The 18,702-nt window shown below is 69.7% G+C and carries 14 protein-coding genes; 5 read left to right on the top strand and 9 right to left on the bottom strand.

The window, feature by feature from the left end:
- Window positions 1-11 precede the first annotated feature (11 nt).
- Both znuB and znuC read right to left on the bottom strand, forming a co-directional pair.
- Window positions 12-797 carry a zinc ABC transporter permease subunit ZnuB gene (gene znuB, locus AL072_RS23550; RefSeq protein ID WP_045583677.1) on the bottom strand — a complete coding sequence of 262 codons (786 nt, stop codon included), beginning with the start codon at window positions 795-797 and terminating at the stop codon, window positions 12-14.
- Window positions 790-1,605, bottom strand: coding sequence for a zinc ABC transporter ATP-binding protein ZnuC (gene znuC, locus AL072_RS23545; RefSeq protein ID WP_200909924.1), 816 nt, complete (start codon window positions 1,603-1,605; stop codon window positions 790-792). The genes znuB and znuC overlap by 8 nt, the downstream gene beginning before the upstream one ends.
- 89 nt (window positions 1,606-1,694) lie before the next feature.
- On the opposite strand from znuC, the gene znuA reads away from it, so the two are divergent.
- Together znuA and dapB are read left to right on the top strand one after the other, a co-directional pair.
- Entirely contained in the window at window positions 1,695-2,675 is a 981-nt protein-coding gene (gene znuA / locus AL072_RS23540) for a zinc ABC transporter substrate-binding protein ZnuA (protein WP_045583678.1), read from the top strand.
- Between the two features lie 76 nt (window positions 2,676-2,751).
- Complete coding sequence (gene dapB / locus AL072_RS23535) at window positions 2,752-3,549, top strand: 4-hydroxy-tetrahydrodipicolinate reductase (protein ID WP_045583981.1); 798 nt, start codon at window positions 2,752-2,754, stop codon at window positions 3,547-3,549.
- Between the two features lie 187 nt (window positions 3,550-3,736).
- On the opposite strand, the gene AL072_RS23530 is transcribed toward dapB, so the two are convergent.
- The 4 genes from AL072_RS23530 to AL072_RS23515 all read right to left on the bottom strand — a co-directional run bounded on the left by AL072_RS23530 (window position 3,737) and on the right by AL072_RS23515 (window position 9,078).
- Window positions 3,737-4,363, bottom strand: a complete 627-nt coding sequence (locus tag AL072_RS23530; protein ID WP_045583679.1) for a LysE family translocator — start codon at window positions 4,361-4,363, stop codon at window positions 3,737-3,739.
- A 75-nt stretch (window positions 4,364-4,438) separates the two neighbouring features.
- On the bottom strand, window positions 4,439-6,232 hold the full coding sequence (locus tag AL072_RS23525) for a glycoside hydrolase family 17 protein (RefSeq protein WP_045583680.1): 1,794 nt from the start codon (window positions 6,230-6,232) through the stop codon (window positions 4,439-4,441).
- Between the two features lie 391 nt (window positions 6,233-6,623).
- Entirely contained in the window at window positions 6,624-7,397 is a 774-nt protein-coding gene (locus AL072_RS23520; protein ID WP_045583681.1) for a ferredoxin--NADP reductase, read from the bottom strand.
- Between the two features lie 238 nt (window positions 7,398-7,635).
- Window positions 7,636-9,078 (bottom strand): helix-turn-helix domain-containing protein, encoded by a 1,443-nt coding sequence (locus AL072_RS23515; RefSeq protein ID WP_045583682.1) that lies wholly within the window; start codon window positions 9,076-9,078, stop codon window positions 7,636-7,638.
- Between the two features lie 323 nt (window positions 9,079-9,401).
- Between AL072_RS23515 and aceA the strand changes: the two genes are divergently transcribed.
- The 3 genes from aceA (at window position 9,402) to AL072_RS23500 (ending at window position 13,784) form a co-directional block, all read left to right on the top strand.
- Window positions 9,402-10,679 carry an isocitrate lyase gene (gene aceA / locus AL072_RS23510; RefSeq protein WP_045583683.1) on the top strand — a complete coding sequence of 426 codons (1,278 nt, stop codon included), beginning with the start codon at window positions 9,402-9,404 and terminating at the stop codon, window positions 10,677-10,679.
- Between the two features lie 624 nt (window positions 10,680-11,303).
- Window positions 11,304-11,867, top strand: a complete 564-nt coding sequence (locus tag AL072_RS23505) for a DJ-1/PfpI family protein (protein WP_045583684.1) — start codon at window positions 11,304-11,306, stop codon at window positions 11,865-11,867.
- Window positions 11,868-12,080: 213 nt separating this feature from the next.
- On the top strand, window positions 12,081-13,784 hold the full coding sequence (locus AL072_RS23500) for a methyl-accepting chemotaxis protein (RefSeq protein ID WP_045583685.1): 1,704 nt from the start codon (window positions 12,081-12,083) through the stop codon (window positions 13,782-13,784).
- Window positions 13,785-13,950: 166 nt separating this feature from the next.
- Here AL072_RS23500 and AL072_RS23495 read toward each other — a convergent pair whose 3' ends face one another.
- From AL072_RS23495 to AL072_RS23485, 3 genes are all read right to left on the bottom strand, one after another.
- Window positions 13,951-14,877, bottom strand: coding sequence for a prephenate/arogenate dehydrogenase family protein (locus AL072_RS23495; protein ID WP_245636994.1), 927 nt, complete (start codon window positions 14,875-14,877; stop codon window positions 13,951-13,953).
- Between the two features lie 102 nt (window positions 14,878-14,979).
- Window positions 14,980-17,556, bottom strand: a complete 2,577-nt coding sequence (gene mgtA / locus AL072_RS23490; protein ID WP_052710174.1) for a magnesium-translocating P-type ATPase — start codon at window positions 17,554-17,556, stop codon at window positions 14,980-14,982.
- Between the two features lie 84 nt (window positions 17,557-17,640).
- Window positions 17,641-18,549, bottom strand: coding sequence for a hydrogen peroxide-inducible genes activator (locus tag AL072_RS23485; protein ID WP_045583687.1), 909 nt, complete (start codon window positions 18,547-18,549; stop codon window positions 17,641-17,643).
- Between the last annotated feature and the right edge of the window lie 153 nt (window positions 18,550-18,702).

The following is an 18,702-nucleotide window of genomic DNA, read 5'->3' as shown; positions in this document are numbered from 1 at the left end:
AAGCGGCGCCGTCAGCGCCGCAAGGGCACCAGCGATCCCAGCAGGAACAGCGCCGCCGCGGCCACCACCACGCTCGGCCCGGCCGGCAAATCCCAGTTCAGCGAGGCCAGCAGCCCGGCCACGACCGCCGCCACGCCGATGACCGAAGCCAGCGCCGCCATCGTTTCCGGCGTGCGGGCGAAGCGGCGGGCCGCCGCCGCCGGAATGATCAGCAACGACGTGATCAGCAGGATGCCGACGATCTTCATGGCGATGGCGATCACCAGCGCGATCAGCAGCATGAAGGCCAGCCGCAGGGCGTCGACCGGCATGCCCTCCACCCGCGCCAGATCCTCGTCGACCGTCACCGCCAGCAGCCGGCGCCACAACAGCGCCAGCCCACCCAGCGCCACCGCCCCGCCGCCATAGATCGCCATCAGGTCGCTGCCGGTCACCGACAGGATGTCGCCGAACAGATAGGCCATCAGGTCGATGCGCAGCGTCTCCAGGAAGGCCAGCGTCACCAGCCCCAGCGACAGCGACCCGTGCGACAGGATCCCCAGCAGCGTGTCGGCCGCGAGCGTGCGCCGCCGCTGCAGGGCGACCAGTGCCAAGGCCAGCGCCACGCACACCGCCATCACCCCCACCATCGGGTTGACGCCCAGCAGGAAGCCCAGCGTCACCCCCAGCAGGGCCGAATGGGCCAGCGTGTCGCCGAAATAGGCCATCCGCCGCCACACCACGAAGGAGCCAAGCGGCCCGGCCAGCAGGGCGATGCCGCCGCCGGCCAGCAGCGCGCGAACCACGAAATCATCCATGGCAGCAGCCCCCGTCATGGTCATGCACGACCTTGCCGTCCTCGGCATGGGCGTGGTCGTGGTGGTGCAGGTAGACAGCGAGATCGGCGGCATGGCCGCCGAACAGGGCATGGTATTCCGGATGCCGGCTGACATCCTCCGGCCGGCCGGAACAGCAGACATGCCCGTTCAGGCAAATCACCCGGTCGGTGCGCGCCATCACCGTGTGCAGGTCGTGGCTGACCAGCAGGACGCCGCAGCCGCGGCGCTGCCGCACCTGGGCGATGCGGTGGAACAGCTCGGCCTGCCCATGGACGTCGACCGCCTGGTCCGGCTCGTCCAGCACCAGCAGGTCAGGCTCGCCCAGCAGGGCGCGGGCCAGCAGCACCCGCTGCATCTCGCCGCCGGAGATGGTCTGCACGGCCGAATCGGCGAGCCGCGCCACCCCGGCCTCCTCCAGCGCCGCCTCCACCCGCTCGGCGGTCACCGGCCGCCACAGCGCCAGGAACCGGCGCACGGTCAGCGGCAGCGTCTGGTCCACCGCCAGCTTCTGCGGCATGTAGCCGACGCGCAGCCCCGGACGCCGCAGCACCCGCCCGCCGCCGGGCGCCACCAGCCCCAGCACCGCGCGCACCAGCGTCGTCTTGCCGGCGCCGTTGGGACCGATCAGCGTCACCACCTCCCCCGGCTGGACGGCGACGTTGACGCGGTCCAGCACGGTGCGGCGGCCGAAGCGGACGGTCAGGTCCTCGGTCCAGGCGAGCGGGCCGGCAAACAGGTCGCTGTCGAGCTGGTCGGATTTATCGCGCTGCGGGCTGGATATTGACATGTTACGTTATAACGTGACACCAGTTGAGCATGGCTTCCCTATGCGCTGAAATCCAGCAGCCTGTCCAGCAAGTCGAGAGGATCCCTCCCATGCGCCTCAACGCGCTGTCCGCCGCCCTCCTGTCCGCCCTGTTCGTCTCCCCGGCGCTGCCGGCATTGGCCGATGCGCCGAAAGTGGTGGTGTCGATCAAGCCGATCCATTCGCTGGTCGCCGCGGTCATGCAGGGCGTCGGCGAACCGGCGCTGCTGGTGCGCGGCGGCGCCTCGCCGCACAGCTACGCGATGAAGCCATCGGACGCCAAGGCGCTGTCGGCCGCGGACCTCGTCGTCTGGGTCGGGCCGGAGCTGGAAAGTTTCCTGGAAAAGCCGCTGAAGGCCAACGCCCCGAAGGCCAGGCTGCTGACCCTGATGGAGCTGAAGGGGCTGACCCTGCTGGAAAGCCGCGAGGGCGGGGCGTGGGAGGCCCACGACCATGGCCATGAGAGCCACGACCATAAGGGCCACGACCACAAGGCGCATGACCACAAGGACCATGACCACGGTGACGAGCATGAGGAGCTGAACAGCCACATCTGGCTCGATCCCGCCAATGCCCGCGCCATCGTCGTCGCGACGGCGGAGGCGCTCGCCGCCCGCGATCCCGCCGATGCCGAGGCCTACCGCACCAACGCCGACCGCACGCTCCAGGCGCTCGACGCGCTGGACGCCGAGTTGAAGGCGACGCTGGCGCCGCTGAAGGACAAGCCCTTCGTCGTCTTCCACGACGCCTACCAGTATTTCGAGGCGCGCTACGACCTGTCGGCGGTTGGCTCGATCACCGTCAGCCCGGACCGCCGTCCTTCAGCCAAGCGGCTGTCGGCGATCCGCGCCAAGATCGGCGGGCTGGGCGCCGCCTGCGTCTTCGCCGAGCCGCAGTTCGAGCCGGCGCTGGTCCAGACCGTGGTCGAGGGCACCAAGGCCAAGACCGGCGTGCTCGACCCCGAAGGGGCCGATCTGGCGGAGGGCGTGGCGCTCTACCCCACCCTGCTGCGCAACCTCGCCGCATCGCTGCGCGGCTGCCTTGGCGCTTAAGCCGGGGCGGAGCCTGTGCTAAACCGCTGGCAGCGGGGAAGCCCGGTTCCGGATGCTCGAACAAGGGATGTGCGTCATGAAGATCGGTATCGTCGGCTGCGCGGGGCGCATGGGGCAGATGCTGGTGCGCGAGATCGCGGCCACCGCGGGCTGCACGCTGGCCGGCGGGACCGAACGGACGGGCGGCCCGGCGCTGGGCAAGGATCTGGGCCTGCTGGCCGGCATCGACCCGCTGGGCGTCGCCGCCATCGACGATCCGGTCGCGCTGTTCGCCCAGTCGGACGCGGTGATCGACTTCACCAGCCCCGACGCGACCGAACTCCATGCTGCGCTCGCCGCCCAGTCGGAAACCGTGCTGGTCGTCGGCACCACCGGCCTGAACCCGTCGCAGCAGGCGGCCGTCGCCACCGCCGCCACCCACACCGCCATCGTCCAGTCGCCGAACATGTCGCTCGGCGTCAACCTGCTGCTGGCGCTGGTCGAACAGGTGGCCCACACGCTGGGCGACGATTTCGACATCGACATCCTGGAGATGCACCACCGCCGCAAGGTGGATGCGCCCTCGGGCACCGCGCTCGGCCTCGGCCGGGCGGCGGCAGCCGGGCGCGGCGTCGCGCTGGAGGATGTCTGGCAGAAGGTCCGCGACGGCCACACCGGCGCCCGCCCGGCCGGCGAGATCGGCTTCGCCACACTGCGCGGCGGCGACGTGATCGGCGACCACACCGTGATGTTCGCCGGCGACGGCGAGCGGATCGAGCTGACCCACAAGGCGTCCGGCCGCCAGATCTACGCCAAGGGCGCCGTCCGCGCCGCCCTGTGGGCCCAGGACAAGACGCCGGGCCTCTATACCATGCGGAACGTGCTGGGGGTCTGATACCAGGGTCAGAAAGTTCTGGCTTCTGACCCTGGTATCGGCCGCGACGGCGGCCGCGCGGGCCCATGCCCGCGAAGCCAAGGCCCGCGGACGTGGGCCGCCCGGCGTCTGAGGGGCCGGAAAGTGCCGACCAAAGGTCGGAACTTTCCGGTACTGGTATGCCCCCCCGGCACGCAAAAGCCTCGCGTCACGCCGTCCGTTTCCAGGCGACGGTCAGCAGGCCGGCGCCCATCAGCAGCGACCCGCCGACCCGGTTGACGGTGCGCTGCACCGACGGCGTCCGCACCGCGCGGCGTGCCGCCGAGGCCAGCAGGGCATAGCCGGCGGCGTTCAGCGTCGCCAGCACCAGGAAGGTCGCCTCCATCACCACCATCTGCCCAGCCAGCGGCCGGCCGGTGTCGAGGAACTGCGGCAGGAAGGCGACGAAGAAGACGATGCTCTTCGGGTTCAGCGCGGTGACGGCGTAGGTGTGCAGCATCATGCGCCAGGGCCGCACCGGCTGATCGTCGGCCACCGCCTCGCCGGTCCCGACCGGCGCCCGCCACAGCTTGAGGCCGAGATAGACCAGATAGGCCGCCCCCGCCCATTTCAGCAGGGTGAACAGCGCCGCCGAGGTCGACAGCAGCACGCCCAGCCCAAGCATCGAGGCGGTCATGGCGGTGAAGTCGCCGAGCGCCACCCCGGCCACCGTCGCCATGGCCGAGCGCCGGCCATGGCCCAGCGCGTAGGAAACGACGATCAGCACCGTCGGGCCGGGGATCATCAGCATGACGGCGGAGGCGGCGGCAAAGGCGAGCCACAGTTCGGGCGACATCGGGCGGGTCTCCAGTTCGGCAAAGACCCGCCCATCAATCCACAGCAGCCCGCCCCATGCAACTGGGGAGTGCGATCAAATCCGCCGCAGTGGTCGCCGGGCACTCCACAGCCCGGCCAGGAAGGGCAGCGCCAGCAGGACCTGCAGGCCGGCCCAGCCCAGCGCCTCCCAGTTCGGGCGGCTCCAATCGACCTCGTGCAGGGCCTCCATGAAGGGCAGCTGGCCGTAGATCAGCGATTCGAGCGGCACGAAGCCTTCGGCAAGCACGGTCAGCAGCGCGGCCAGCAGCAGGCCGAAGGCCAGCGCCGCTTCGACCGGCAGGCGGCGGACGGCGCCGCACAGGCCGCGCGGCCCGCCATCGTCGTCGGTGGCGGCGGCGGGCACCGCCGGGCGGAACAGGCCGGCGATGCCGAGCGCATCTCGGACCCCGGTCCCCACCGGCCGGCGGGCGGCGCGGACCAGCCCAAGCGCCGGCAGGGCCAGCGCCGGGATCAGCAGGTAGGGGTTGGGGAAGTCGCGGTAACGGCCGTCATAGACGATCAGCAGCGACCAGACCAGCGCCACCGCGCCCAGCGCCACGGCGCTCCACCGCCCCACCCGCTCGGTGCGGGTCAGGGCAGGGCGGGCGTGGCGCAGGCCGACCAGCGGCTCGCGCGCCAGACCGCCGCTCGCCAGCGTGCGATGGGCGGTCAGCAGCACCGCCAGCGCCAGCGCCGCGGTCAGCGCCAGCATGGCGATGGCCAGCGTCGTGTCCTGCCAGTAATGCTTGCCGTGGGCGGCGACGAAGGCGGCGCGGACATAAAGAGTGGACAGCGCCTGGGCCAGCAGGATCAGCACGGCCCAGCCGGTGCCCGGCAGGTGGCGGCGCAACAGCGCCAGCCCGCCCAGCAGCACCAGCGCCAGCCCGCTGGAGACCGCGAACAGCCAGGGCCACGCCACATTGCCGACCACCGGCCCAGCCAGCGAGAATTTCGGCGAGCGGTCGGCATTGTAGAGGCCCCAATGGCCGCCGACGGTGCCCTCGAGCTTGGCCTTCCATTCCTGGTCGAAGGCCTCGATGACGTTGTAGTCGAAGCCCTCCTGCTCGGCCATGCGGACGAAGGCGTTGACGAAGGTAGCCTTGTTGACCAGCCCGGGCACCGCGGCGCCGCGCGACCGCCCCGCGGTCGGCCAGCCGGTCTCGCCGACCAGGATCGGTTTGCCGGGAAAGCGCTGGGCGATGATGCGGTAGCTGTGGCGGATGCGCTCGGTCGCGCCCTCGACGCCGGCCGGCACATCCTCCCAATAGGGCAGCAGATGGATGGTCAGGTAGTCGACGTGATCCGCGATCTGCGGGTATTTCAGCCACCACTCCCACACGTCGGCATAGGACACCGGCTGTTTCACCGCCGCCTTGACCCGGTCGATGTAGCCGGTGACCTGCTCCGGCGTCAGCTCGCGCCGCAGCAGCACCTCGTTGCCGACGATGACGCGGGTGATGACGTCGGGATAGCGGTTGGCGAGGTCGATCAGCGAGGCGATCTCCGCCTCGTTCTTCTCGGTCTTGGAGGACAGCCACGCCCCCATGGTGACCTGGATGCCATGCTTGCGCGCCAGTTCCGGCACCACCTGCAAGCCTTCCAGCGAGGTGTAGGTGCGCACACCGGCGACCTGCGGCGCCAGCGCCGCCAGATCCTCCTCGATCTGGGCGGTGGTCGGGAAGACCTGGGTCAGCGGGCTCTGGCCGTCGCGGAAGGGGGCGAAGGACACGCTGCGCAGCTTGCCGCCCGGCGGCGGATCGAGCGGCACCGGCCGGTTCGGCAGGGACCAGACGGCGAGATTCGCGAGGCCGGCGACGAGGATCGCGGCAAGGATGAGGATCGGGCGCATGGGCGGGATGTCTACACCAAAGGCTCGGCGGTTTGAACGGCGACGGTCGCACCAACAGGCCGGACGGCGTTTTTATTCACCGGCCCCGCCATGAAAATGGGCGCGCCCCCCAAAGGAGGCGCGCCCGCCAGTCGGTCAAGGATTGAGTGACGTGCCTTCGTCACAGAGCGGTAAACGTGCGGAAGCGGGGATTATTCCGGAAAGGGCCGTGACATTATGTGGACGCCCGCGTGCCCCCTCCCCATCCCTCCCCCGCTCTCGGCCGGCCGAAGGCCGGTCCGATCGCGGGAGAGGGGGCAGGATTTTTGCGAAGGTGCAGCGGAGTTCCCTCTCCCGCAAAGCGGGGGAGGGTCAGGGAGGGGGCATCGTCAGCCGACACCCCCCTCCACCCTCACCGCTCGACGAACGCCTTCTCGATGACGAAGCCGCCCGGCTCGCCGTTGGTGCCCATGAAGAAGCCGCGGCGCTCCATCATTGCGGTGGTCTCGGCCAGCATGGCCGGGCTGCCGCAGATCATCACCCGGTCCTTCTCGGCATCGAGCTCCGGCAGGCCCAGGTCGCTGTACAGCTGGCCGGTCTCCATCAGCGTGGTCAGCCGGCCCTGGTTGCGGAAGGGCTCGCGCGTCACGGTCGGGTAGTACAGCAGCTTCTCCTTCACCTGCTCGCCGAAGAACTCGTTCTCCGGCAGGGCGTTGTGGATCAGCTCGTCATAGGCCAGCTCGGCCACCGTGCGGGTGCCGTGGGTCAGGATCACCCGGTCGAACTTCTCGTACATCTCCGGGTCCTTGATGATGCTGAGGAACGGCGCCAGGCCGGTGCCGGTGCTCAGCAGATACAGGTTCCGCCCGGGAAGCAGGTTGTCGGTGATCAGCGTGCCGGTCGCCTTGCGGTTCACCAGCAGCGTGTCGCCTTCCTTCAGGTGCTGCAGGCGCGAGGTCAGCGGGCCGTCCTGCACCTTGATGCTGAAGAACTCCAGCGTCTCCTCGTAATGGGCGCTGACCAGGCTGTAGGCGCGCAGCAGGGGCCGGCCGTTGACCTCCAGCCCGATCATGGTGAACTGCCCCGGCAGGAAGCGGAAGGACGGATCGCGCGTGGTGGTGAAGCTGAACAGCGTGTCGGTCCAGTGGTGAACGGTCAGCACGCGTTCTTTGATCAAGTTGCTCATGGGGGCGTTCCAAAACCTGCAGTGCCAAGTCGATCTTGGCGGCGTTAAATGCCGATGTCCGGGACGCTGCGTTCAGGTGGCCGATGCACGGGTGACAAGCGGAGCTGCCGCGACGCAACGGCCGGACCCTATCAACAAAGCCGGCCGAAGGCCATGGGTTTATACCAGTCATTTGACGGGCTTTCCGGCAAACAACACAGTCTTTGCCGTACAACATTGATCCCGGTCAATCCGCCGCCTATTCGGCACTGGGCGGGGCGAACAGGTAGGGGGAGAGGCCGCGCAGGTTCTCGTCGACGATAAGCCGATGATTCAGCGGCGGGAACGCCCGCTGCGAACAGTCCAGCCGCGGGCAGAGCCGGCAATTCACCCCGATCGGCGTCGCCGCCTCGGTGTTGGACAGGTCGAAACCGTCCGCATAGGTGACTTGCGCCGCATGCTGGACGTCGCAGCCAAGCGCGACGGCGAATTGCTGGGGCGGGCTGCGGTGGCCGCCGCCGGCCTTCACCACCGTGCGGGCGATGGAGAAATAGGCGGTGCCGTCCGGCATCTCCGCCACCTGGCTGTGGATCTTGCCCGGCGTGCGGAACGCCTCGTAGACGATCCAGCGCGGGCAGCCGCCGCCGAAGCGCGCCAGATGGAAGCCGCCGCCGGAAAAGCGCTTCGACACGTTGCCGGCGCTGTCGACCCGCATGAAGAAGAAGGGCACGCCCTTGGCCCCCGGCCGGTGCAGCGTGGTCAGCCGGTGGCAGACCTGCTCGAAGGAGGCGTCGAAGCGCCGCCGCAGGATCTCGATGTCGTAGCGGAGCTGGGTCGCCGCCTCGTGGAAGCGGGCATAGGGCATCAGCACCGCCGCGGCGAAGTAATTGGCCAGCCCGATGCGGGCCAGCCGCCGCGCCTCGTCCCCCGACAGGGCGGCGGCGTCGACGATGCCGTTCAGCAGGTCGCGGTGGCGCAGCAGCGCGATCTGGCAGGCGAGCTGGAAGGTGCGGCCCGACGGCGCCAGCATCTCCGACAGCAGGATGCGCCGGCTGTGGCGGTCGAAACGGCGCACGGCATAGCCCATCACCTCCGACGGCAGCAGGCGGACGCGGACGCTGTGCTGGGTGTTCAGCCAGTCGGCCAGCCCGCGGTAGAGGTCGCCGCGCTCCAGCCTGCCGTCCTGCCACAGCGCCTCGGCCGCCGCCTCCAGCTCGGGGAAATGGTTGGAGTGGGCCTGGAACAGGTCGCGCACCTCGTCCTGCGGGAAGCCGGTGTTCTGCACCAGATGCAGCTTCTCGCGGTCGGCCACCCGCTCCGCCAGCGCCTGGAGGTCGTCGCGCGCGCCGCGGAAGCCGCGGTAGAGCGCCACCACCGCCTGCCCCAGCGTCGGCGCCACCGCCGCCAGCTCGCGGAAATCCTGGTTCTTGATGTCGGAGCCGGCGAACAGCGGGTCGGCGAACACCTCGCGCAGCCCCGCCACCAGCCGGCTTTCCTCATCCTCGGCGAAGGCCTGGAGGTCGACGCCGAACTGCTGGCCCAGCTTCAGCAGCAGCGGTACGGTGACCGGGCGCTGGTTGTGCTCGATCAGGTTCAGGTAGCTGGGGGAGATGGCCAGCTGCTCGGCCATCTGCGCCTGGGTCAGCCCGCGGTCGCGGCGCAGGCGGCGCACCTTCGGACCCAGCATCGCCTTCTTTTCCATGGTCGCCACCGCCGGCCCTCCTGGCCCCCGCCCCGATTTCGGCTTTACAAGATTTACCGATTTACAGGCTTTGTGAAACGGCAGTTTACAAACGGACCTTTTTACAAACAAGGGCTTATTGCAACGCACTCGGGCCCGGTTTAACTCTTGGTCCACGGCCGCGCTGTAAAGCGCAAGCGGCCCCGAAGACGGCCAGAGGCAGCAGAAGACGGCGGGAGGAAACGCCGCTGCATCCAGGCCGCGGGGGACCGACAAAAGGCCCGCCCCGAGACCCCAGTTCCGCCCCGATCGACCGGGCGCACCGGACAAAAGGAACCTGACCCATGTCGCTCGACGAAAAGACCAAGACCGCCATCCACGCCGCCCGTTACGAGGGCATCCGCCGCGACTTCACCATGGACGACGTCAAGCGTCTGAGCGGCTCGGTCAAGATCGAGTACACGCTGGCCGAGCTGGGTGCGCGCCGCCTGTGGGAGCTGCTGAACACCGAGCCCTACATCAACACGCTGGGCGCGCTGACCGGCAACCAGGCGATGCAGGCGGTCAAGGCCGGCCTGAAGGCGATCTACCTGTCGGGCTGGCAGGTCGCCGGCGACGCCAACACCGCGGGCCAGATGTACCCGGACCAGAGCCTGTATCCGGTCAACTCGGTCCCGGCGGTGGTCGAGCGCATCAACAACACCTTCAAGCGCGCCGACGAGATCCAGACCTCCGAGGGCAAGGGCGACACCTACTGGTTCGCGCCGATCATCGCCGACGCCGAGGCCGGCTTCGGCGGCCCGCTGAACGCCTTCGAGCTGATGAAGGCGATGATCAAGGCCGGCGCCGCCGGCGTCCACTGGGAAGACCAGCTCGCTTCTGAAAAGAAGTGCGGCCATCTCGGCGGCAAGGTGCTGATCCCGACCCAGCAGCACATCCGCACGCTGAACGCCGCCCGTCTGGCCGCCGACGTCTGCGGCACCTCGACCCTGGTGATCGCCCGCACCGATGCCGAATCGGCGCAGCTCATCACCTCGGACATCGACGAGCGCGACCATCCCTTCATCGACTTCGACAGCGGCCGCACCACCGAGGGCTTCTACCGCCTGAAGAAGGGCCTGGGTGTCGAGCATTGCATCGCCCGCGGCCTGTCCTATGCGCCATATTCGGACCTGATGTGGTGGGAGACCTCCAAGCCGAACCTGGACGAGGCACGCCGCTTCGCCGAGGCCGTGCACAAGCAGTTCCCGGGCAAGATGCTGGCCTACAACTGCTCGCCCTCCTTCAACTGGAAGGCCAACCTGGACGACGCCACCATCGCCAAGTACCAGCGCGAGCTGGGCGCGATGGGCTACAAGTTCCAGTTCGTCACGCTGGCCGGCTTCCACAGCCTGAACTACTCGGCCTTCACGCTCGCCAAGGGCTACGCCGAGCGCGGCATGGCCGCCTATTCCGAACTGCAGCAGGCCGAGTTCGCGGCCGAGAAGGACGGCTACACCGCCACCAAGCACCAGCGCGAAGTCGGCACCGGCTACTTCGACGCGGTCGCCACGGCGATCTCCGGCGGCACCTCCTCGACCACCGCGTACAAGGACAGCACCGAGGCTGACCAGTTCCATTGATCGCAGGTTCCGATCAAGGGGATTGGTCCGTGATCCGGTGTGCGAGCCGGATCTTTTCGAACGGCTGATGCTTTGACTTGCCGACGGCCGGGGGCCTTCCCCCCGGCCGCTTTTTTTTGCCCGGCCATCGGGCCGATTTTCCCCCGCCCGGCAGGGCAGCCGGTTCTTTGGGAATAATCCGTCGACGCAGCCACGCCCCCATGGTATGGCAGCCTTGCGCGGCATCAACCCGTGGTGCCGCCCGGCTTGGCCGAAAGTCTTGAACGGGGCTGGAAAATCACCGTGGATACCACCGTCCCCCGGTGGTTGCGGCCGGCTGCGGCCCGCGACAGCCTTGGGTGCGCCGCGGAATCCCTTGTTGACTTGGGGCCTCATCGGGACCAATTAAGTCCGCATGCTGAAAACAAACCGATCCGGGACGTAAAGGTCCCACACGCCGGCACCCGACCTCGGGCCACCGGCGGGCGGAACCGGCTGCCGCGCATCCCTGTTGCGCGGCGATGGCCGTTTCCAAACCGCCTCTGCCCCGGCGGGTTCTCCCCCCGGCAGAATCTCCTCTCGTGGAGATGCTCGCATCGGAGATGTTCCGGCGTCCTTGGTGAAACGATGAAAGGACATGACAGTATGGATCATACGCTCGCAGGAAAGTCGATCGCCATCCTCGTCTCCAACGGCTTCGAAGAAGCGGAGATGACCGAGCCGCAACGCGCCCTGATCAAGACCGGGGCGACGCTGCGCACCATCTCCACCGAGACGGGTCTGGTCAACGGCTGGCACGGCAAATCCTGGGGCCATTACTTCCCGGTGGACAAGCATCTGAGCGAGGCGCTGGGCGCCGACTTCGACATGCTGCTGCTGCCGGGCGGTGAGCGCAGCGTGGCGAAGCTGCAGCAGTCGGCCCACACCCGCCGCATCGTCGGCCATTTCCTCGATGCCGGCAAGCCGATCGCCGCCATCGACCAGGGCATCCAGCTGCTGGCGATCCCCGGCAAGCTGCGCGGCCGTTTGCTGGCCGCCCCGGAGGCCTACCGCGCCGACCTGACCGCCGCCGGCGGCCGGATCAGCGAGGACGCGCTGGTCGTCGACGACGTCACGGTCTCGGCGCTGGGCCAGGACCAGCTGAACGAGTTCGTCGAAGCCGTCGTCAAGCTGTTCTCCGAGCTGGGTTCGGTTCGCAAGGCCGCCTGACCTCCATCCTCAGCCGGCCCCGAAACGGCCGCCGCACCCTCGGGTGCGGCGGCCGTTTCGTTTTGGCGCCTGTGACCAATGCCGGATCCTGCAGGAAATCACTCATCTTCCGCGTTGATTATTTTAAACATTCATATTAGTAACGTTGAGTGTCGAACAATTCTGTCGGCCAAGGCGTCCTGTTGTCGGCGGATTGGTGGAAGGATGGGCAAAATGGCTGGAATTCGTGCATTCGGGCGCCTCACCATCCGGACCAAGATCATCTCTGCGGTGCTGGGCACCGTGGTCATGGCCGGCGCCTTCGGCCTGTTCACGCTGAGCCGGCTTGAAATACTAAACAATGCCGCCGAGACCATGCGCAGCCGCTCGCTGCCGGCGACCCAGCTGGCCGGCCAGCTCGCCGCCGCGGCGCAGGGCCACCGCATCGCCGAGGCGGCCTATGCGCTCGCCACCAACGAGATGCAGGTCAACCAGGCGGAAAAGGGCTGGACCGAGGCGGCGGCGGAGGTCACGACCCGGCGCGAGGCCGCCGGCACCCGCTTCAGCGGCGGCGAGGGGGCGGCACGGCTCGCCGCCTTCGACGAGGCGTGGACCGCCTATGCGTCCGCGGCCGGGCGGGTGCGCGGCCTCGCCCGCGACGGCAACGCCCAGTCGGCCGTCAGCGTCTTCAAACGCCCGAGCGCCGTCGCCTTCACCCGCGTGCAGGAGGCGCTGGACGCGCTGGTCGACGGCACGATGGTCGATGCCGGCGCGGTCGCCGACCAGGGGGCGGAGGTCTACCGCAGCGCCCACGCCATGGTGCTGGGCGGGGTGACGCTCTGCACCCTGCTGGCGCTCGGCTTCGGCGCGGCGCTGGTGCGCGGCATCTCCCGCCCGATCCTCGACGTCGCCACCGCGCTGGAACGGCTGGCCGCCCGTGATTTCTCCGCCGATTTCGGCTCCGAAGAGGGCCGCCGCGACGAGATCGGCCGGATGGCCAGGGCCGCCCGCGTGTTCCGCGACGGCATGCTCGACGCGGAGCGGCTCCAGCAGGAACAGGAACGGCTGAAGGCCGCCGCCGCCGAGGAGCGCCGCCAGGAGCTGCGCCGGCATGCCGACGGTTTCGAGGCGACGGTGAAGCGGCTGGTCGAGGCGCTGGCCGCCTCCACCACCGAGATGGCCGCCGCCTCCACCGCCATGGCGCAAGGCGCGGGCGAGACGGCGAGCCACTCCGACGCGGTATCGTCCGCCGCCGGCCGCGCCTCGACCAACGTCGACAGCGTCGCCGCAGCCACCGCCGAACTGTCGGCCAGCTTCGGCGGCATCGCCGGGCTGGTCGCCTCGACCGCCGGCATCGCCGCCGACGCCACCCGCGACGCCGAGCGCAGCACGTCGGTCATGGGCAGCCTGGCCGCGGCGGCGGCCGAGATCGGCAAGGTCGTCGACATGATTTCCGGCATCGCCGGCCAGACCAACCTGCTGGCGCTGAACGCCACCATCGAGGCCGCCCGGGCGGGTGAAGCGGGGAAGGGCTTTGCCGTCGTCGCGTCGGAGGTCAAGCAGCTCGCCGGACAGACCGCCAAGGCGACCGGCGAGATCCAGGCGCGCATCTCCGAGATCCAGGCCGCGTCCGGCACCGCGGTCGACAGCATCGGCGCCGTCACCCGCACCATCGCCCGGCTGAACGAGATCGCCGCCGAGGTCGCCGCGGCGGTGGAGCAGCAGACCGCCGCGGTGGGCGAGATCGCCGCCAACATCCAGGACGCCGCCGACGGCACCCGCGCCGTTTCCGACAACATCGCCGCCGTCACCGCCGCCGCCGCATCGGCCGAACAGGCGAGCGGCGTGATGGTGCGCTCGGTCGGCACCGTCACCGCCGATGCCGGCCGCATGCGGCAGGAGGTGGACGGCTTCCTGTCGGCGCTGCGGGCATCGTAGGGGTTGGACCCCCACCTGTCCTCCCCCGCTCTCGGCGGACCTATGGTCCGCCTGCGGGGGAGGGACTGCCGCCGCTTTTCTGATCAAGCACTTATCCCCTCCCCCGCCCAGCGGGGGAGGGTCAGGGTGGGGGTCTAACGCAGCCCAACTTTCACCCCCACCTCCCTCACGCCTGCTTGGCGTCGATGATCCCCCGCCGGATCGCGCGGGTCTTGGTGAAATGGTCCTGCAGCTGCTCGCCCTCGCCCCAGCGGATGGCGCGCTGGAGCGCGGTCAGATCCTCGGTGAAGCGCTGCAGGATCTCCAGCACCGCCTCGCGGTTGTTGAGAAACACGTCGCGCCACATCACCGGATCGCTGGCGGCGATGCGGGTGAAGTCGCGGAAGCCGCCGGCCGAGAACTTGATGACCTCGGACTTGGTGTCCTCCTCCAGGTCGGATGCGGTGCCGACGATGGTGTAGGCGATCAGGTGCGGCAGGTGGGAGGTGATGGCCAGCACCCGGTCATGGTGGTTGGCATCCATGATCTCGACGGTGGAGCCGGCGCGGCGCCACATCTCCGTCACCCGCTCCAGCGCGTGGCGGTCGGCGCCGGGCGGCGGGGTCAGGATGCACCAGCGGCCCTGGAACAGGCTGGCGAACCCGGCCTCCGGCCCCGAATGCTCGGTGCCGGCCACCGGATGGCCGGGGATCAGGTGGACGCCGTCCGGCAGGTGCGGCCCGATGTCGCGCAGAGTCGCCTGCTTGACCGAGCCGACGTCGGTGACGATGGTCCCCTTTTTCAGCAGCGGCCCGATGGCCTCGCCCACCGCGGCGAAGCTGCCGACCGGGGTCGCCAGCACCACGAGATCCGCCCCGGCCAGCGCCGCCGCCAGATCGGTGGTCGCCTCGGCCACGATGCCCAGCTCCAGCGCCTTGGCGCAGGCATCCGCGCTGCGGTCGGCGCAGACGACCTTGCGGGCGATGCCATACTCCGTCAGCGCCCGCGCCAGCGAGGAGCCGATCAGACCGATGCCGACGATGGCGACGCGGTCGAACAGGAGGGCGGTGTCGGTCACGGCGGAAGACCCGGCGGGGGGCATGGCGGGAGGCATGATCAGGGTGTCCCGGAAACGGGGTGGACTGCGGAAAAAACCGCTCCGTTTAAACCATCTCGCCCCGGCCGGACCAAGCGATTCTTTCCGGCGGCGAGGCGGTCAATGGCGCAGGGCCCGCCGTCCGGCGTCCGGCCGCGGCGCGATGTGGCGGAAGAACACCCGCTTCACCGTCTCCACCAGGGCCAGATAGGTGACGACGGCCGCCGCCAGGAACAGATAGAAGGACGGCGGCGGCGCCACGAAACCGAAGAAGGGGGCGAGCGGCGTCAGCGGCAGCAGCGCGCCGATGGCGGCTGCTCCCAGCGTCAGCGCGGCGAGGACCGGATTGGGCCGGCTGCTCCACGGGCTGCGGCGGGTGCGGATGACGAAGATGACCAGCACCTGGGTGGCGAGGCTCTCCACGAACCATCCGGTCTGGAACAGCGCCTCGCCGGCGTCGAACAGGTGGAGCAGGGCGTAGAAGGTCAGGAAGTCGAACAGCGAGCTGACCGGCCCCAGCACCAGCATGAAGCGCTGGATCAGCCGCAGGTCCCACTGCACCGGCCGGGCGAGCGCCTCGGCCTCGACCTCGTCGAGCGGAACCCCGGCCTCCGACGCGTCGTACAGCAGGTTGTTGAGCAGCACCTGGGTCGGCAGCATCGGCAGGAAGGGCAGGAACAGCGAGGCCCCGGCCATGCTGAACATGTTGCCGAAGTTGGAGCTGCTGCCCATCAGGATGTATTTGGTGACGTTCTGCACCGTCCGGCGCCCTTCCATCACCGCCTCGTGCACCACCGACAGATCCTGGTCGAGCAGGATGATGCCGGCCGCCTCCTTGGCGACGTCGGCGGCGCTGTCGACCGAGATGCCGACGTCGGCGGCATGGATGGCCGAGGCGTCGTTGATCCCGTCGCCGAGGTAGCCGACCACCCGGCCGGACCGCTTGCAGGCCAGCAGCACGCGCTCCTTCTGCGCCGGCGTCACCCGGCAGAACACGTTGACGTCGGCGAGGCGGGCGCGCAACGCCTCCTCGCCCATCGCCTGCAGCTCGTCCCCGGTGATCAGCCCGGTGACGGGCAGGCCGAGCTCGGCGCAGACATGGCGGGTCACCCGCTCGTTGTCGCCGGTCAGGATGCGCACCGCCACCCCGGCCCCGGTCAGGGCGCGGATCGCCGCCATGGCGCTCGCCTTGGGCGGGTCGAGGAAGACGGCGTAGCCGGCGAAGGACAGCTCGCTCTCGTCCCCCAGCGCGGCGGAGACATGCTCCGGCCCCATCGCCCTGGAGGCGATCGCGAGCACCCGGAAGCCGTCCTCGCCCAGCGCCTCGAACTGGGCGCCCAGCCGCGCCCGCGCCGCCGGGTCGAGCGGCAGCTCGACACCCCCCTCTCCTTCGTAGTGGGTGGACTGGCGCAGCACGTCCTCCGGCGCGCCCTTGACCACCAGCAGCCGTTCGGCGCCATCGGTGACGAGGACGGAGACGCGCCGCCGCTCGAAATCGAACGGCACCTCGTCGATCTTGCGCCAGCCGGACAGGTCCAGGCTGCGGAAGGCGAGGATCGCCTCGTCCAGCGGGCTCTTGATGCCGCTCTCGAAACGGCTGTTGAGGTAGGCCAGCCGGAAGACCCGGTCGCTCTCCCCGCCGCGGGCATCCAGGTGGCGGACCATGTGGATCGCCGCTTCGGTCAGCGTCCCGGTCTTGTCGGTGCACAGCACGTCCATGGCGCCGATGTTGTGCATGGCGGCCAGCCGCTTGACGATGACCCGGCGCTCGGCCAGCCGCATCGCGCCGCGCGCCAGCGTGACGGTGACGATCATCGGCAGCAGCTCCGGCGTCAGCCCGACCGCCAGCGCCAGGGCGAACATCAGCGAGTCGAGCCAGGGCCGGTGGAACAGCACGTTCACCGTCAGCACGAACAGCACCAGGAAGATGGTCAGCCGCAGGATGAGGAAGCCGAACCGGCGGATGCCCAGCTCGAAGGCGGTGGTCGGCGGCGGCGCCTGCAGGGTGCCGCTCAGCCGGCCGAACGCCGTGGCGTCGCCGGTGCGGCAGACCACGGCGATGGCGCTGCCGCTGATCACCGAGGTGCCCATGAGGACGGTGCCCGGCGCCTCGCCGCGATCCCCGGCCGGAGCCGGGGCCGCCGGGGTGTCGGCATGCTTTTCCACCGGATAGGGTTCGCCGGTCAGCATGGCCTGGTTGACGAACAGGTCGCGGGCTTCGATCAGGCGGCAGTCGGCCGGCACCAGATCCCCGGCGGCCAGACGGACCACGTCGCCGGGAACCAGCTGGTCCACCGGTTCCGAAACCTCGACGCCGTCGCGCCGGACCTGCGCACGCACGGCGACGGTGCGGCGCAGCGCCTCGACTGCGGTCTCGGCCCGCATCTCCTGGACGAAGTCCAGGGTGACGCTGAGCACCACCATGGCGATGACGATGACGAAGCTGGCGACGTTGCCGGTCGCCGCCGACAGGCCGCTGGCGAACAGCAGGATCAGCACCAGCGGGTTGAGGAAGCGGGCGAGGAACTCCAGCCACAGCGGCCGGCGGCGGTGCGCCGAGGGCCGGTTGGGGCCGTAGCGCCGGCGGCGGCCATCCGCCTCGGCCCGGCTCAGCCCGGCGGAGGTCGTGTCCAATGCGGCGAGCAGGTCGGCGAGCGGTCGATCCTGGAACCCGTCAGGGATGGTGCCCTGGTCCAAGGCCGTTTCCTCGGCAATGCGGCATGCCCCACATGCTAGGCCACGGCCGGGGATGGGGAAACGGCTCTTCCGGCATGGCGCCCTCTACCCCGCCCCCGTCATCTCCTGGCGCAGCGCCGCCGCCAGTCGCTGGCAGGTCTCCTTCCGGCCCGAGGTGCGGCGCCAGGCGAGCGCGATCCGGCGGCCCGGGCTGCCCCCGGCCAGCGGCCGCACCGACAGGTCCAACCCGCGCAGGATGCCCGAATCGACAGCCATCTGCGGCAGCAGCGTCACCCCCAGCCCGTTCGCCACCATCTGCACCAGCGTGTGCAGGCTGGTGCCCTGGAAGGCGGTGTTGTGCGGGGTGGCGTCCAGCGCGCAGGCGGCCATGGCATGGTCGCGCAGGCAGTGGCCGTCCTCCAGCAGCAGCAGATCCTCCGACGGCACCGTGACCGGCAGGGCCGGATCGCCGGCGCTCAGCCGGTGGCCGGTCGGGCAGACGAAGGAGAAATGGTCCTCGGCGATGTCCTCGGTCTCCAGGTCGCCCATCGGATAGGGCAGCGCCAGCAGTGCGGCGTCCAGCTTGCCGGCGTTCAGCTGGCCGAGCAGCCGCGCCGTCTGGTCCTCGCGCAGGTAGAGCCGCAGGCGCGGGAAGGCCTCGCGCAGGGCCGGCATGACGCGGGGGATCAGGAAGGGACCGATGGTCGGGATCACCCCCAGATGCAGCGAGCCCGACATCGGGTCGGCGGCCGAGCGGGTGATGTCCACCAGCTCCTCCGCCCCCTTCAGCAGCTGGCGCGCCCGCTCGGCGATCTCGCGGCCGAGCGGGGTCGGCAGCACCGAGCGGCGGGTGCGTTCCAGCAGCGTGGCGCCCAGCAGCTCCTCCAGCTCCTGGATGCCGGCGCTCAGCGTCGACTGGCTGACCAGACAGGCTTCCGCCGCCTGCCCGAAATGGCAGCGGTCGACGACGGCGACGAGGTAGCGGAGCTGGCGCAGGGTGGGGAGCGGTTTCATGCCCGGTTATGTAATCGGATTTATCGATCAATTCAATTGGTATTTTCTACTTCTCTTGATCACAGATTTCCCGTATTCCTCCTCGGGTCAACCGGACACGGAACACCGCCCCACCCCGGCCACCTTCAGGCGGCCCCTTGTTCGACAGGGTGC

The sequence above is a fragment of the Azospirillum thiophilum genome, assembly GCF_001305595.1.
Taxonomy (GTDB): domain Bacteria; phylum Pseudomonadota; class Alphaproteobacteria; order Azospirillales; family Azospirillaceae; genus Azospirillum; species Azospirillum thiophilum.
The sequence above is the reverse complement of the archived record's forward strand: the minus strand, read 5'-3'. Positions and strand labels throughout refer to the sequence as shown.